The sequence below is a fragment of the Pseudomonas marvdashtae genome (assembly GCF_014268655.2).
GTDB classification, from domain to species: domain Bacteria; phylum Pseudomonadota; class Gammaproteobacteria; order Pseudomonadales; family Pseudomonadaceae; genus Aquipseudomonas; species Aquipseudomonas marvdashtae.
In genome coordinates, this window is record NZ_JABWQX020000001.1 from 111,569 (window position 1) to 125,262 (window position 13,694).

15 protein-coding genes and 1 other RNA gene are annotated in these 13,694 nt (G+C 60.9%); 9 read left to right on the plus strand and 7 right to left on the minus strand.

The window, feature by feature from the left end; genetic code table 11:
* Positions 1–159 precede the first annotated feature (159 nt).
* Entirely contained in the window at positions 160–828 is a 669-nt protein-coding gene (locus HU742_RS00555) for a gamma-glutamylcyclotransferase (protein WP_186633857.1), read from the plus strand.
* On the opposite strand, the gene glpT is transcribed toward HU742_RS00555, so the two are convergent.
* Both glpT and HU742_RS00565 read right to left on the minus strand, forming a co-directional pair.
* Positions 804–2,153 (minus strand): glycerol-3-phosphate transporter, encoded by a 1,350-nt coding sequence (gene glpT / locus HU742_RS00560; protein ID WP_186633861.1) that lies wholly within the window; start codon positions 2,151–2,153, stop codon positions 804–806. The genes HU742_RS00555 and glpT overlap by 25 nt on opposite strands.
* 227 nt (positions 2,154–2,380) lie before the next feature.
* Entirely contained in the window at positions 2,381–3,358 is a 978-nt protein-coding gene (locus HU742_RS00565) for an NADPH:quinone oxidoreductase family protein (RefSeq protein WP_186633864.1), read from the minus strand.
* A 150-nt stretch (positions 3,359–3,508) separates the two neighbouring features.
* Here HU742_RS00565 and HU742_RS00570 point away from each other — a divergent pair, with 150 nt between their 5' ends.
* Positions 3,509–3,919: a flagellar basal body-associated FliL family protein gene (locus HU742_RS00570; RefSeq protein WP_186612798.1), complete on the plus strand. Its 411-nt coding sequence runs from the start codon at positions 3,509–3,511 to the stop codon at positions 3,917–3,919.
* Between the two features lie 30 nt (positions 3,920–3,949).
* Here HU742_RS00570 and HU742_RS00575 read toward each other — a convergent pair whose 3' ends face one another.
* Positions 3,950–4,402 carry an EVE domain-containing protein gene (locus HU742_RS00575; RefSeq protein WP_186633866.1) on the minus strand — a complete coding sequence of 151 codons (453 nt, stop codon included), beginning with the start codon at positions 4,400–4,402 and terminating at the stop codon, positions 3,950–3,952.
* Between the two features lie 196 nt (positions 4,403–4,598).
* Here HU742_RS00575 and HU742_RS00580 point away from each other — a divergent pair, with 196 nt between their 5' ends.
* Positions 4,599–4,745: a hypothetical protein gene (locus HU742_RS00580; RefSeq protein ID WP_186633869.1), complete on the plus strand. Its 147-nt coding sequence runs from the start codon at positions 4,599–4,601 to the stop codon at positions 4,743–4,745.
* A 20-nt stretch (positions 4,746–4,765) separates the two neighbouring features.
* Here HU742_RS00580 and HU742_RS00585 read toward each other — a convergent pair whose 3' ends face one another.
* The 4 genes from HU742_RS00585 to HU742_RS00600 all read right to left on the minus strand — a co-directional run bounded on the left by HU742_RS00585 (position 4,766) and on the right by HU742_RS00600 (position 6,238).
* Positions 4,766–5,386, minus strand: coding sequence for a 5-formyltetrahydrofolate cyclo-ligase (locus HU742_RS00585; protein WP_186643418.1), 621 nt, complete (start codon positions 5,384–5,386; stop codon positions 4,766–4,768).
* Positions 5,387–5,504: 118 nt separating this feature from the next.
* Positions 5,505–5,684, minus strand: a non-coding RNA gene (gene ssrS, locus HU742_RS00590) — 6S RNA.
* 30 nt (positions 5,685–5,714) lie between these two features.
* Positions 5,715–6,032: a cell division protein ZapA gene (locus HU742_RS00595; protein ID WP_039590276.1), complete on the minus strand. Its 318-nt coding sequence runs from the start codon at positions 6,030–6,032 to the stop codon at positions 5,715–5,717.
* Entirely contained in the window at positions 6,029–6,238 is a 210-nt protein-coding gene (locus HU742_RS00600; protein WP_003177365.1) for a TIGR02449 family protein, read from the minus strand. The genes HU742_RS00595 and HU742_RS00600 overlap by 4 nt, the downstream gene beginning before the upstream one ends.
* Before the next feature lie 129 nt (positions 6,239–6,367).
* Here HU742_RS00600 and HU742_RS00605 point away from each other — a divergent pair, with 129 nt between their 5' ends.
* From HU742_RS00605 to HU742_RS00630, 6 genes are all read left to right on the plus strand, one after another.
* Positions 6,368–6,922, plus strand: a complete 555-nt coding sequence (locus tag HU742_RS00605; protein WP_186643419.1) for a YecA/YgfB family protein — start codon at positions 6,368–6,370, stop codon at positions 6,920–6,922.
* A 27-nt stretch (positions 6,923–6,949) separates the two neighbouring features.
* Entirely contained in the window at positions 6,950–8,284 is a 1,335-nt protein-coding gene (gene pepP / locus HU742_RS00610) for a Xaa-Pro aminopeptidase (RefSeq protein ID WP_186643420.1), read from the plus strand.
* Entirely contained in the window at positions 8,281–9,468 is a 1,188-nt protein-coding gene (gene ubiH, locus HU742_RS00615; RefSeq protein WP_186643421.1) for a 2-octaprenyl-6-methoxyphenyl hydroxylase, read from the plus strand. The genes pepP and ubiH overlap by 4 nt, the downstream gene beginning before the upstream one ends.
* Before the next feature lie 61 nt (positions 9,469–9,529).
* Positions 9,530–10,747 carry a 2-octaprenyl-3-methyl-6-methoxy-1,4-benzoquinol hydroxylase gene (locus HU742_RS00620; RefSeq protein ID WP_186634448.1) on the plus strand — a complete coding sequence of 406 codons (1,218 nt, stop codon included), beginning with the start codon at positions 9,530–9,532 and terminating at the stop codon, positions 10,745–10,747.
* Between the two features lie 113 nt (positions 10,748–10,860).
* Positions 10,861–11,865, plus strand: a complete 1,005-nt coding sequence (locus HU742_RS00625) for an extracellular solute-binding protein (protein ID WP_186612812.1) — start codon at positions 10,861–10,863, stop codon at positions 11,863–11,865.
* A 100-nt stretch (positions 11,866–11,965) separates the two neighbouring features.
* On the plus strand, positions 11,966–13,588 hold the full coding sequence (locus tag HU742_RS00630; RefSeq protein WP_186633881.1) for an ABC transporter permease: 1,623 nt from the start codon (positions 11,966–11,968) through the stop codon (positions 13,586–13,588).
* Positions 13,589–13,694: the final 106 nt, after the last annotated feature.

Below are 13,694 nucleotides of genomic sequence, written 5' to 3' on the forward strand. Positions count from 1 at the left end.
TTTATATATTTCGTTTCGATATTTAGTCTCGGGGCTAGATACCGATAACGTATATAGGGTACGCAATGGCATTTAACTTGCCTGAATTCCCCTCACCGTCAATGCCATGACGGCACACCGACCACTTTTCGCCCCGCGAGGAGCCAACCGCTACCGGCCATGACCGCTATCGAATCCGCCATAACCTGCGCCCTGTACCCGCCACGACTCGAGTTGGGTCCACAGCTGACCCGCGAACAATTGCTCGCCTCCATGCAGTCGACCATGAGTCTTCATCAAGGCGGCCCGGTCTGGTTGTTCGCCTACGGCTCGTTGATCTGGCGGCCGGAGTGCACGGCAGCGGAGCGATTGCGCGGTCGGGTCCACGGTTATCATCGTGGATTGTATCTATGGTCCCATGAGCATCGCGGTACGCCGGAACTGCCGGGCTTGGTGTTCGGGCTGGATCGCGGCGGCTCTTGCAGCGGTTTCGCTTACCGATTGCCACAAGAGAACCTTGAGGATTCGTTGTTTGCCCTGTGGCAGCGCGAAATGCCGGTCCCGTCCTACCGCCCGCACTGGCTCACGTGCCGTCTTGAGGATGGCAACCGGGTTCAAGCCTTGGGTTTCGTGTTGGAGCGACACTTGCCCAGCTATGCCGGCAACCTGCCGGATCATGTGCTGAGCCAAGTGTTCGAAAGTGCCTGCGGGCGTTATGGCACGACTCGCGATTATGTCGAGCAGACCATCCACGCCCTGCGCAGCCACGCCATGCCAGACCGGAATCTGGAGGCGCGGCTCAGGCGCTGCAAATCAACGCTGGATCAGACGACCGCTTCGCGGCTCTGACTGGCGATTTGCTTGTGCCACAGGGTGGGCGCGAGGAATGCCATTGCCAATAGGCAGGCACCGATCAACAGTACGAAGCCGCCGTCCCAGCCGAAGTGGTCCACGGTGTAGCCCATGGCGGCGCTGGCCGCGACCGAGCCGCCCAGGTAACCGAATAACCCAGTGAAGCCCGCGGCGGTACCGGCGGCTTTCTTCGGCGCCAGCTCAAGCGCTTGCAAGCCGATCAGCATGACCGGGCCGTAGATCAGGAAGCCGATGGAAACCAGGGCGATCATGTCGACGGTCGGGTTGCCGGCCGGGTTCAGCCAGTACACCAGGGTCGCCACGGTTACCAACGCCATGAATACCATGCCGGTCAGGCCACGATTGCCACGGAAGATCTTGTCGGACATCCAGCCACACAACAGCGTGCCCGGAATACCTGCCCATTCGTAGAAGAAGTAAGCCCAGGAGCTCTTGTCCACCGTGAAGCCCTTGGCTTCCTTGAGGTAGGTCGGCGCCCAGTCCAGCACGCCGTAGCGCAACAAGTAGACGAAGACGTTGGCCATGGCGATGTACCACAGCATCTTGTTGCGCAGCACGTACTTGACGAAAATTTCCTTGGCGCTGAATTCGTTCTCGTGGCTGGCGTCGTAGCCTTCAGGGTAGTCGTTCTTGTATTTCTCGATTGGCGGCAGGCCCACCGATTGCGGGGTGTCGCGCATGGTCGCGAAGGCAAATACCGCGACGAACAGCGCCACCGTGGCCGGCACATAGAATGCCGCGTGCCAATCATTGAACCAGGCCATGCCCAGCAGGAACAGCGGGCCGATCAGGCCGCCGCCGACGTTGTGCGCCACGTTCCACACCGACACCACGCCGCCACGTTCCTTCTGCGACCACCAGTGCACCATGGTCCGTCCGCTCGGCGGCCAGCCCATGCCTTGGGCCCAGCCGTTGATGAACAGGAGGATGAACATGATGGTTACGCTGGACGTTGCCCACGGCGCAAAACCGAAAACGAACATCACACCGGCTGACACCAACAAGCCAAATGGCAGGAAGTAGCGTGGATTGGAGCGATCGGACACCAGGCCCATCAAGAATTTCGACAATCCGTAGGCAATGGCAATGGCCGACATGGCCAAGCCCAATTGGCCGCGGGTGTAACCCTCGTCGATGAGGTATGGCATGGCCAGGGAGAAGTTTTTGCGCAGCAGGTAGTAACCCGCATAGCCAATGAAAATCCCGGCGAAAATCTGCCAGCGAAGGCGTCGGTAGGTGCTGTCTATTTTTTCTTCAGGCAGGACTGCCTGGTGTACGGCTGGTCGGAAGAAGGCAAACATTCAAGTGCTCCAGTTCTTGTTATAACGGCGGATGCGAATGTTACAGTTTCGTTACCGAAAATAGCACCGCTCGTTGTCGCATAAATAGTGGAAAATTCGATTGATCATGTTCTTAAGCGAACATGTCGCGTGCGTATAAACTGACGGCGCTGTGGGAATCGTCGTACGCAGAAAAAAAGGCCAGAACCGCCTTATCAGCGGTTCTGGCCTTTTTTGTCCGTCTGGTTTCAACGCACCTGCACAACCACCTTCCCCACAGCCTTGCGCTGCCCAAGGTCATTGATCGCCTGGGCGGCGTTGCTCAGTGGGTACACTTGCGATACCAGCGGCTTCAGCTTTCCTTCGGCGAACCAGCCGAACAATTGCTGGAAGTTGGCAGCGTTGTCTTGGGGCTGGCGCTGGGCAAATGAGCCCCAGAACACGCCGACTACGGCGGCGCCCTTGAGCAGGGCCAGGTTCACCGGCAGTTCGGGGATGCGTCCGCTGGCGAAGCCGACGACCAGCAACCGGCCGTTCCAGGCGATGGCGCGGATGGCCTGGTCGAACAGGTCTCCGCCCACCGGATCGTAGATCACATCGGCGCCCTGGCCGTCGGTCAGGCGCTTGATTTCATCCTTGAGGCTGTTTTCGCTGTAGTTGATCAATTCGTCGGCACCGGCGGCCTTGGCCACGGCGAGTTTCTCCGCGCTGCTGGCGGCGGCAATGACCCTGGCGCCCATGGCCTTGCCGATTTCCACCGCCGCCAGGCCGACTCCGCCGGAGGCGCCGAGCACCAGCAGGGTTTCACCGGGCTGCAAGTTGGCTCGCTGCTTGAGGGCGTGCATCGAGGTGCCGTAGGTCATGCTGAAGGCGGCAGCGGTGTTGAAGTCCATGGTCGAAGGAATCGACAATACGTTGTAGCCCGGTACCGCCACCTGCTCGGCGAAGCTGCCCCAACCGGTGAGCGCCATGACCCGGTCGCCGACTTTCAGGTGGCTGACCTTTTCTCCCACTTCACGGACGACGCCCGCCGCTTCGCCGCCCGGGGAAAACGGGAAGGGTGGCTTGAACTGGTATTTGCCCTCGATGATCAAGGTGTCAGGAAAATTCACCCCGGCGGCGTGCACGTCCAGCAGCACTTCATTCTTCTTTATGACTGGACTGGCGACGTCTTCCAGCACCAGCGATTCGGCGGGACCGAACTCTTTGCACAGCACGGCTTTCATCAGGGCTATTCCTTTGGGAGTGATGGCCGATAAGTGTAGGTGTGAGAGTCAAGGGGTCAACGAGCATGCCCCGCCCTGATAGCTGTTCATAAGCTTGTGCTTGGACGGCGGGTCGGTATGCTGGGCCGCAAATCGGATGAGGAGTGGAATGTGAAAGCGTGGATCATGTTGTTGCTGGCCCTGTCGTTGCCTGTGGCTGCGATGGCCGAAGAAGCCAAAGAGGGCGAGGCGCCGCCGAAGGTCAGCTACATCACCCTGAGCCCACCGTTCGTGGGCAATTATGGGCTGGACGGTACGACGAAGCTGAAGGTCTACAAGGCCGACGTTGCCTTGCGCGTGACCGGCGATGCCGCCGCTGCAGCGGTGAAGGCAAACGAGCCGTTGATTCGCAATCAATTGGTGGCGCTGTTTGCCCAGCAGACCAGCGAGACCATGAATAACCTCGAAGCCAAGGAAAAGCTCCGTCAGGAAGCGTTGAAGCAGACCCAGCAGGTCATGAACGACGAGACCGGCAAGCCGATGGTTGAAGATCTGTTGTTCAACAACCTGATCATCCAGTAAGCCCGATCAAGCGGGTCAGCCGCCTATCGTTCAAGATTTCAATGCAATGACCGCCGCCCACTGTTCGGCCGTCACCGGCATCACCGACAACCGTGAGCCTTTTTGCACCAGCGGCATCTCGGCCAGGGCGGCCTGCTGTTTTAGATAGTCGAGCTTCAGGACGCGTGAGAACGTCTCGACATGGGCCACGTCGATCGCGGTCCAGGGATTTTTCTCCAGGCTGGCCTTGGCGTCGAAGTAATGGCCGTCAGGTTCCAGGGCCGTTGGGTCGGGATAGGCGGCCTTGATGATTTTGCCGATCCCGGCGATGCCGGGCTCGGGGCAGCTGGAGTGGTAGAAAAAAAATGAGTCGCCGACTGTCATGGTTCGCAGAAAGTTGCGCGCCTGATAGTTGCGAACCCCGTCCCAGCGCGCTTGGCCGAGCTTTTCCAGGCCCTGGATGGACAATTCGTCGGGCTCGGATTTCATCAGCCAATAGGCCATGATTTCTACTCCTGGGGGGTGTTGAGTTAAAAAAGTTCAGCGATTTTATGACAAACCGACAGTCGGTTGACGCCAGAGTTTGCGTGTGGGTTCAGGTTGCCGCAAAATGCCGGCCTTCCAAGCTTGACGCTGCTGCACGGCCAATAAGAAAACCGCTGCTGTCATCGTGTGTGATGTGCCTTGAGGGGGGCAATCGATGAAACGCAAACCGGATTTGTTGTGGATACTGGTCATCCTGTTCGGCCTCGGGGTCGTAACCACGGGTTACGCCCAGAGTTTATGGAGCAACAAGACCGATGCTCCGGTAGAAATCACCCAACCAGCGCCTTCGCTCAAGCGCTGAGCTTCTTTTCCAGGACGCCGCTATTCTCGCGGCGTCTCTCGTGCAAAGTACCAACGCCTGTCGCTGACCGTTCCCTGTAGCGGTACATCCCAACTTGCCTGTGCCAATCGTTCGACTTTCTGACACTCGTGGGCCAAGCCCAGTAACGTCGGCTTACGCCATTGTCTGCGTCGCGACAGGTACGCCAGGCTGCGGTCATAAAAGCCGCCACCCATGCCTAGCCGACCTCCCGCGTCGTCAAATCCGACCAGCGGCAACAATACCAAGTCCAGTGTCCAGACCTTGCGTTGCCGGGCGATCTTCTTGCGCGGTTCAGGGATACGAAAGCGATTGGGCTGCATTTTCTCGCCGGGATGGATTCGCTGGAAGACCATCTTGGTTTGCGGCCATGGGCTGAGTACCGGCAGGTAGACGGCCTTGCCCCGGCGTTGGGCAGCGCGCAGTAGCAGGCGCGGATCGATCTCGCCGTCGTTGGGCAGGTACAGGGCGATGTGTCTGGCGCGGCGAAACAGCGGATGCTGGGCCAGTTGCCGATAAAGCCCGTGAGCGGCTTGCCGCTGTTGGGCAGGTGTCAGGGCGCGACGGGCCTGGCGCAGCAGGCGTCGAAGTTGCGGGCGAGACAGCAGCGCAGGTTCAGTCATATCGATGCTTCACGAGTCGGCGACATCGGACAGCGTAACCGCAAACGATGCGACCAGAAATGCCAAACGCCAGAAACGACAATGCCAGTCATGAATGACTGGCATTGTTTCGAGAATCAGGCTCCCCGGATGAACCGCTGTCGGCTTAGCCCTTGAACCCGAAAGTTCAAGGTGGAAGTTGCAGGAGGCGTTAAGGCTTTCCGTCAAGCGGACATGCACACCGGCCCCAACGTGCAACCCCCGTGGTTGTGCGTATCGGCTCAGGGACATCACCAACTGGCAAGCACCCCAGGGAGTGACGTCAGTATACCCCAGGCAGTCGCGCGAATCAGCCCTTGCTGACGTCCGGATCGGTGGCGAGTACCAGATCCACCCGATCGAGCAGGTCGCGAACCTGTTCACGGGTCGAGCCACTGACCTGTACGTCCGGCGTATCCTGGCGATGCAGCAGGTCGTGGGTGATGTTCAAGGCGGCCATCACGGCGATGCGATCAGCGCCGATGACTTTGCCGCTGCTGCGGATCTCGCGCATCTTGCCATCCAGGTAACGGGCGGCGCTCACCAGATTGCTGCGCTCTTCCTGGGGACAGATGATCGAATACTCTTTATCGAGGATCTGCACGGTAACGCTATTGCTTGAACTCATGAGTCTTGCTCCAGGGCCTTGAGGCGCGAAATCATCGATTCGACCTTACGCCGGGCGATTTCGTTTTTTTCAATGAGGTGCGCGCGTTCCTCGCGCCAGGTTTTTTCCTGAGCTAATAGGAGTCCGTTTTGGCTCTTAAGTTGCTCGACCCGGTCAATTAGCAACTCGAGTCTGGCCATCAGCGCTTGCAGGTCGGTGTCTTCCATTGTGTCCACTGAAGATTGTGTCTGATGGGGGATAAGGGTCGCACAGCCTTTAATGGTCTTGGCGAGTCTGTCGATGTAGGATACAAGGCCTCCATTCTAGACATAGCGCCGTCTGGCGCCTAGCTGCCCATGCCCATTCAGAATTCCCCGTACCAAGCGTTCGCCACACTGCTGAGCACCAGCGGTCATCCTGTCTCGCCTGCAGAGCTGCATGGCTTGTTGCTCGGTCGCAGTTGCGCCGGCGCCGGTTTCGAAGCCGAAGGTTGGTTGGCCGATGCCGCCGAGCTGCTCGAAGGCGAGCCGACGGACAACGTGCGCAACGCGCTTATCGGCCTGCAAGAGATGGTCAAGGGTGAGTTGACCAGCGACGACATGACCGTCGTCCTGCTGCTGCCGACCGACGATGCGCCATTGGCCGAACGCGCCGCTGCGCTGGGCCAGTGGTGCCAGGGTTTCCTTGCGGGCTTCGGCCTGACCCGTCGCGAATACGCGTTGAGCGAGGAGGCAAAAGAAGTGTTGCAGGACCTGGCGGCGATCTCTCAGGTGCAGGATGCCCTCGAAGAATCCGACGACGGCGAAAGCGACTACATGGAAGTGATGGAATACCTGCGGGTGGCACCGTTGCTGCTGTTCACCGAGACCAAGAAAACCGATGCAGCGGCCGCCAAGCCGTCCTTGCACTGATTGCTTGAAAGGAAACTCCGCCTGCCCATGATTCATATCCCGAAATCGGAATACAGCCGTCGCCGCAAGGCCTTGATGGCGCAGATGGAACCCAACAGCATCGCAATCCTGCCCGCCGCCGCCGTTGCGATCCGCAACCGCGACGTCGAGCACGTCTACCGCCAGGACAGCGATTTTCAATACCTCAGCGGCTTCCCCGAGCCGCAAGCGGTCATCGTGCTCATGCCGGGTCGGGCCCATGGCGAGTACGTGCTCTTCTGTCGTGAGCGTAACGCCGAACGTGAATTATGGGATGGCCTGCGCGCCGGCCAGGAAGGCGCGATCCGTGACTACGGCGCCGACGACGCATTCCCCATCACCGACATCGACGACATTCTGCCGGGCCTGATCGAAGGCCGCGACCGGGTGTACTCGGCCATGGGCAGTAACCCGGAGTTCGACCGGCACCTGATGGAATGGATCAACGTGATCCGGTCCAAGGCCCACCTTGGCGCCCAGCCGCCGAACGAATTCGTTGCCCTGGATCATTTGCTGCACGACATGCGCCTGTATAAAACGGCTGCGGAAATAAAAGTCATGCGCGAAGCGGCGCGGATTTCCGCCCAGGCGCACATCCGCGCTATGCAAGCGGCGCGTCCGGGTCTTTACGAATACAGCCTGGAAGCGGAGCTAGACTATGAGTTTCGCAAGGGCGGCGCAAAAATGCCGGCCTACGGTTCCATCGTCGCGGCCGGGCGCAACAGCTGCGTGCTGCATTACCAGCAGAACGATGCGCTGCTCAAGGACGGTGACCTGGTGCTGATCGATGCCGGTTGTGAAATTGACTGCTACGCCAGCGACATCACCCGGACCTGGCCGGTCAGCGGCAAGTTCTCGCCCGAGCAGAAGGCGATCTACGAAATAGTGCTGGCCGCCCAGGAAGCCGCATTCGCCGAAATCGCGCCGGAGAAACACTGGAACCAGGCCCACGAAGCAACAGTCAGGGTCATTACCGAAGGTCTGGTGCAGCTCGGGCTGTTGGAGGGCGAGGTGGATGAATTGATCGCCAGTGAAGCGTACCGGGCGTTCTACATGCACCGCGCCGGTCATTGGCTGGGCATGGACGTGCACGACGTGGGCGAATACCGGGTCGGCGGCGAGTGGCGAGTGCTGGAGGTCGGAATGACCCTGACGGTGGAACCGGGCATCTACATCGGCCCGAACGACCGCCGCGTCGCGAAAAAATGGCGCGGCATTGGCGTGCGCATCGAGGATGACGTGGTGGTAACCAAGACCGGTTGTGAAATCCTGACCCGTGGCGTGCCGAAAACGGTCGCCGAAATCGAGGCCCTGATGGCCGATGCGCGGACCCAGGCGGCATGAGCCGGGTCAATGTGGCAATCATCGGGGGCGGCCTGGTTGGCGCAAGCCTGGCGCTGGCCTTGCAGGCCGGGGCCAAGGCCCGGGGCTGGACGATCATGCTGATCGAGCCCTTTGCGCCTGGTGATGCCTGGCAGCCAAGCTACGATGCGCGTTCATCGGCGCTCTCATTCGGCGCGCGGCAAATTTATCAACGCTTGGGCCTGTGGCAGGAAATTTCCCGCCGCGCCGAGCCGATCAAGCAGATTCACGTTTCCGACCGTGGGCGGTTTTCCACGGCGCGGTTGTCCGCCATGGAGGAGGGCGTGCCGGCCCTGGGCTACGTGGTGGAAAACGCTTGGCTCGGCCAGTGCCTGTGGCAAGGCCTGGATAAAGACGTTGTCAGTTGGCGGTGTCCGGCGCAAGTCACCCGAATGGAGCCGCAAGTCGCTGGGTATCGACTGACCCTCGACGACGAAACCACCGTGGAATGCGAACTTGCGGTATTGGCCGATGGCGGTCGCTCCGGATTGCGAGAGCAGTTGGGCGTCGGTGTGCGAAATCGACCCTACGACCAGAGCGCCTTGATTGCCAACGTCACGCCTGGTGAGGCTCACAACGGCGTGGCGTTCGAGCGCTTCACCGATGACGGCCCGATGGCCTTGTTGCCGTTGCCGGAAAATCGTTGTGCATTGGTCTGGACGCGCCAGGGCATGGACGCGCAACGGCTGGCGGCCCTCGACGAGCGCAGCTTCCTCGCTGAATTGCAGCATGTGTTCGGCTACCGGCTGGGCACGTTGAAACAAGTGGGCGCGCGGCATCTGTATCCGCTGGCGCTGGTGGAGGCCGAGGAGCAAGTCCGATCGCACCTGGCGATCCTCGGCAATGCTGCCCACAGCCTGCATCCGATTGCCGGACAGGGGTTCAACCTGTCCCTGCGCGATGCCCAGGCCTTGGCCGATGCATTGCTCGAGAGTGACAGCGCGCCAGGCGATTTTGCTGTATTGCAAGCCTACCGCGAGCGTCAGCGGCTGGACCAGGCCCTCACCGTGGGCTTCTCCGACCAAGTGACGCGCCTGTTCAGCAGCGACCTGCCCCTGGTCTCCCTCGGGCGCAACCTCGGTCTGCTGGGGCTTGACCTGCTGCCACCGGCCAAGCGCTGGTTCGCCCGCCAGGCCATGGGATTGGGGACGCGTCCCGATGCGTGATCCGGCTCATTCTTTTCACGGGCGACCGATGTCGCCAGCAACACAGGCTTAAAGCATGGAATTGCGTGCAGATCTGCTGATTGTCGGTGCCGGTATGGTCGGCAGCGCCCTGGCGCTGGCGTTGCAGGGCAGTGGCTTGCAAGTGCTGTTGCTCGACGGCAGTCCGATGAGCGTCAAGCCCTTTGATCCCCATGCGGCGTTCGAGCCCCGGGTAAGTGCCTTGTCGGCCGCCAGCCAGCGCATCCTCGAGCGTCTGGGCGTCTGGGACGGCATCACCGCCCGACGTGCGAGCCCTTACTCCGACATGCATGTGTGGGACGGCAGCGGCACTGGGCAGATTCACTTTTCAGCCGCCAGCCTGCATGCCGAAGTCCTGGGGCATATCGTTGAAAACCGTGTCGTGCAGGACGCCTTGCTGGACCGATTGCACGATTGCGACCTGGGCCTGCTGGCCAATGCGCGGCTGGAGCAGATGCGTCGCTCCGGCGATGATTGGCTGCTGACCCTGGCCGATGGCCGCACCTTGCGCGCGCCCCTGGTGATTGCCGCCGACGGGGCGAATTCCGCCGTGCGTCGACTGACGGGGATCGCCACGCGTGAGTGGGATTACTTGCACCACGCTATCGTCACCAGCGTACGCAGCGCCCGGCCTCATCGTCACACCGCGTGGCAACGCTTTACCGACGACGGTCCGCTGGCATTCCTGCCGCTGGAACGCGACGGTCAACACGACTGGTGCTCGATCGTCTGGTCGACGACACCGGGTCAAGCGCAGCGCTTGATGGCGCTTGATGACGGCAGTTTCTGTGCCGAACTGGAGCGGGCTTTCGAGGGCCAGCTAGGCACTGTCTTGAATGCCGACCCGCGTCTGTGCGTACCGCTGCGGCAACGTCATGCCAAGCGTTACGTGGCCGAAGGGCTGGCGCTGATCGGCGATGCGGCCCACACCATCCATCCGCTGGCCGGGCAGGGCGTGAACCTGGGGTTTCTCGATGCCGCGGTGCTGGCCGAGGTGCTGTTGCAAGCATCCGGGCGCGGCGAGCGCCTGGCGGACGCCAAGGTACTGAGTCGCTACGAGCGGCGGCGCATGCCGCATAACCTCGCATTGATGGCGGCAATGGAAGGCTTCGAGCGATTGTTCCAGGCCGACCCATTGCCGGTGCGCTGGCTGCGTAATACTGGTCTGAAGCTGGTAAACCGCATGCCCGAGGCCAAGGCCTTGTTCGTGCGCGAGGCGCTGGGGTTGACTGGAGACTTGCCGGATCTGGCCAAGGTTTAAGTCCGGATATCCACTCTTGCAACATTTGGAAATGTGTCTGACCACTGTTCGATTGTGGTGCTAAATGTGAGTCCTTATCATTTGCGCTCGTTCACCATCGAGAGACCGCTACCATGTTGGCAACCAGACGCCTGCTGTCCGCCCTCGCACTGACCCTGATTGGCACTTCTGTCGCTCAGGCCGCCGATGAGGTAGTGGTCTATTCCTCGCGCATCGATGAACTGATCAAACCGGTTTTTGACGCCTACACCAAGAAGACCGGCGTATCGGTGAAGTTCATCACCGACAAGGAAGCGCCATTGATGCAGCGGATCAAGGCTGAAGGCGCCAACGCCACTGCCGACCTGCTGCTGACCGTCGATGCCGGCAACCTCTGGCAGGCTGAGCAGATGGGCATTCTCCAGCCGTTCACCTCCCCGGTGATCGATGCCAACATCCCGCCTCAGTACCGCGCGTCTTCCCACGCCTGGACCGGCCTGAGCCTGCGGGCGCGGACCATTGCCTACTCGACCGACCGGGTCAAGCCGGGCGAATTGACCACCTACGAGGCGCTTGCCGGTAAAGAGTGGGAAGGCCGCTTGTGCCTGCGCACCTCGAAAAAGGTCTACAACCAGTCGCTGACCGCCACCCTGATCGAAACCCACGGCGCGGAAAAAACCGAGGAAATCATCAAGGGCTGGGTCAAGAACCTGTCCACCGATGTGTTTTCCGACGACACCGCATTGCTTGAAGCGATCAACGCCGGCCAATGCGACGTTGGCATCATCAATACCTATTACTACGGTCGCCTGCACCAGCAGAAGCCAGACTTGAAAGTGAAGCTGTTCTGGCCTAACCAGGCCGACCGAGGCGTGCACATCAACCTCTCGGGCATCGGCCTGACCAAGCATGCCCCGCATCCGGAAGCCGCGAAGAAACTGGTGGAATGGATGACCACCCCAGAAGCGCAGAATATCTTCGCCGACGTGAACCAGGAATTCCCGGCTAACCCGAAAGTGGAGCCGTCGAAGGAAGTCGCGGCGTGGGGCAAGTTCAAGGCCGATTCCCTGCCGGTGGAAGTGGCGGGCAAACGCCAGGCCGAAGCCATTCGCCTGATGGATCGCGCTGGCTGGAACTGATACAAGTCCGCTTCAGTTCGTTGATGATATGTGGCGAGGGGGCCTGCTCCCTCGCCACATAAGCCATTTGTCAGCGACGACCTTCAACCGAGAACTCTCCTTGACCCACCCCGCCCAACGCCGTTGGTATCCCCTGGTCTTCGCCGTTGCCGGGCTGGTCCTGTTGCCCCTGAGTGTCTTGCTGCTTTCCTGGCAGAGCGTCGACCAGCAGATATGGTCCCACCTGTGGGATACGCAAATGCCGCGTCTGTTGGGCAACACGTTGACGCTGATCGTAGGCGTCGGCATCGGCGTGACAATGTTGGGTGTCAGCCTCGCCTGGCTCACCAGCCTGTGCGAATTCCCCGGCCGCCGTTGGCTGGACTGGGCGCTGATGCTGCCGTTCGCGATTCCCGCCTATGTGCTGGCGTTTGTCTTCGTTGGCCTGTTGGATTTTGCCGGCCCGGTACAAACGCTGATGCGTGAGTGGTTCGGCAGCGGCTTGCGCCTGCCCCGGGTACGTTCGACCGGCGGTGTGATCCTGGTGTTGGTGCTGGTTTTCTACCCGTACGTCTACTTGCTTGCGCGCAGTGCTTTCCTGGCCCAGGGCAAGGGCTTGATGGAAGCCGCCCGGGTGCTCGGCCAATCGCCATGGCAGGCGTTCTGGCGAGTGGCGCTGCCGATGGCCAGGCCGGCAATCGGTGCCGGCGTGGCCCTGGCCTTGATGGAGACCCTGGCAGATTTCGGGGCGGTGTCGGTGTTCAATTTCGACACCTTTACCACGGCCATCTACAAAACCTGGTACGGCTTTTTCAGCCTCTCCAGCGCTGCCCAACTGGCCAGCCTCCTGCTGCTGGCGGTCATGGTGGTGCTTTACGGCGAACGTCGCGCCCGGGGCGCCCAACGGGCCGGCAACGAGCGACCGCGGGCCAAGGCGCTGTATCATTTGCGAGGGCTCAAGGCGGTGGCGGCCAGCGGCTGGTGTCTTTTGGTATTCGCCTGCGCGTTTGTCATTCCGGTGCTGCAGTTGGTGGTGTGGTTCTGGCAGCGCGGTCGTTTCGACCTGGACGAGCGTTATGCCGGCTTGATCATTCACACCCTCTACCTGGGCGCCCTCGCGGCCCTGGTCACCGTTTGTGTCGCATTATTGCTGGCTTTCGCTCGACGTCTGGCGCCAAGCCGGCCCATCCGCGCGGGTGTCGGCCTGGCGAACCTGGGCTATGCCTTGCCCGGATCGGTGCTGGCGGTGTCGATCATGCTTGCGTTCAGCTATCTGGACCGTGAGCTGGTCATTCCCCTGTCGGTCCTGCTCGGCGGCGCAGGCAAGCCGTTGCTGCTGGGCAGCCTGTCAGCGCTGTTGTTGGCGTATCTGGTGCGTTTCCTGGCCGTGGCCTACGGTCCTTTAGAAAGCAGCTTGGCGCGTATTCGCCCGTCATTGCCCGAAGCAGCACGTAGTCTCGGGGTCAGTGGGCCGCGACTGTTTTTCAACGTGTATCTGCCGTTGCTGCTGCCCGGCACGTTGAGCGCGGCACTGCTGGTGTTCGTCGATGTACTCAAGGAAATGCCGGCGACGCTACTGATGCGCCCGTTCGGCTGGGACACGCTGGCGGTACGGATCTTTGAAATGACCAGCGAAGGGGAATGGGCGCGGGCTGCATTGCCAGCGCTGACCCTGGTGCTGGTGGGGCTATTGCCGGTCATCGGATTGATACGGCGTTCGGCCCATCGACGCGTTCTCAACTAATTGAGAGCACGCCTAGGTGTCAGTCCAACAGCATGCGGATACAATGCGCGGCATTCGGTGCGGTCCGTCTGTCGGATCGGGTAGCTGAGGACGTCAGAAAAATCTG

Excerpts from the sequence above, each read along its gene's own strand:
- HU742_RS00625 (WP_186612812.1), top strand. The coding sequence starts at position 10,861 with ATGTTGGCAACCAGACGCCTGCTGTCCGCCCTCGCACTGACCCTGATT.
- HU742_RS00600 (WP_003177365.1), bottom strand. The coding sequence starts at position 6,238 with ATGGAAGACACCGACCTGCAAGCGCTGATGGCCAGACTCGAGTTGCTA.
- glpT (WP_186633861.1), bottom strand. The coding sequence starts at position 2,153 with ATGTTTGCCTTCTTCCGACCAGCCGTACACCAGGCAGTCCTGCCTGAA.
- HU742_RS00575 (WP_186633866.1), bottom strand. The coding sequence starts at position 4,402 with ATGGCCTATTGGCTGATGAAATCCGAGCCCGACGAATTGTCCATCCAG.
- HU742_RS00595 (WP_039590276.1), bottom strand. The coding sequence starts at position 6,032 with ATGAGTTCAAGCAATAGCGTTACCGTGCAGATCCTCGATAAAGAGTAT.
- ubiH (WP_186643421.1), top strand. The coding sequence starts at position 8,281 with ATGAGCCGGGTCAATGTGGCAATCATCGGGGGCGGCCTGGTTGGCGCA.
- pepP (WP_186643420.1), top strand. The coding sequence starts at position 6,950 with ATGATTCATATCCCGAAATCGGAATACAGCCGTCGCCGCAAGGCCTTG.
- HU742_RS00605 (WP_186643419.1), top strand. The coding sequence starts at position 6,368 with ATGCCCATTCAGAATTCCCCGTACCAAGCGTTCGCCACACTGCTGAGC.
- HU742_RS00585 (WP_186643418.1), bottom strand. The coding sequence starts at position 5,386 with ATGACTGAACCTGCGCTGCTGTCTCGCCCGCAACTTCGACGCCTGCTG.
- HU742_RS00580 (WP_186633869.1), top strand. The coding sequence starts at position 4,599 with ATGAAACGCAAACCGGATTTGTTGTGGATACTGGTCATCCTGTTCGGC.
- HU742_RS00565 (WP_186633864.1), bottom strand. The coding sequence starts at position 3,358 with ATGAAAGCCGTGCTGTGCAAAGAGTTCGGTCCCGCCGAATCGCTGGTG.
- HU742_RS00555 (WP_186633857.1), top strand. The coding sequence starts at position 160 with ATGACCGCTATCGAATCCGCCATAACCTGCGCCCTGTACCCGCCACGA.